This is a genomic window from Neptunomonas sp. ABH4_499, from assembly GCF_056160565.1.
In genome coordinates this window covers 1-457 of record NZ_JBSWXK010000047.1, presented here as the reverse complement: position 1 = coordinate 457, position 457 = coordinate 1, and the positions used below count along the sequence as shown (strand labels likewise).

General features: G+C 44.0%; 1 protein-coding gene. It reads right to left on the bottom strand.

Features of this window, described 5'->3' with window-relative positions; all coding sequences use genetic code 11:
* Positions 1-35 precede the first annotated feature (35 nt).
* The coding region (locus tag ACXAF9_RS18180; protein ID WP_475076844.1) for a hypothetical protein at positions 36-457 on the bottom strand (422 nt) is incomplete at its 5' end.

Genomic DNA, 457 nt, shown 5'->3' with positions numbered 1-457 from the left:
CGATACACCGTATTGGTAGGCATTTTATCATCAAATCATGGCTTAGAAGTGTGGCTCGCTAGATATTCCTCCAACTGCTTCTGCACCTTCTTGGGTAAGGTTGCTCTACGATCCGGAAACAGTGAAAACTCACCCATTTTAGAGCGTACTTTGCCAAGCCAAGTAGTGTGTTTTAAGTCAAATGCCTTACGCCATTCTTCCTCTGTTTTGGAGTCGTAATCTGTCATAAAGCCTATTATGGCTTCTTTCAGTTCAGTATTCATATAAGTACTGGTTGCAGGGTGGTCCCCAAGCCAAAACGTGCCAGTACGTTTGCTGTTATAGCGCTGTAAACACAGAAAGAGCGGACCATGCGGATGGTCGGTAGTGTGTCTTGCGTTCAGATGAAAAGGCGGCCAAGAGCTTTCGTATAAATTATTTTTTGCCAAAATGTCCTCAAAGCGACTGATGTATAGGT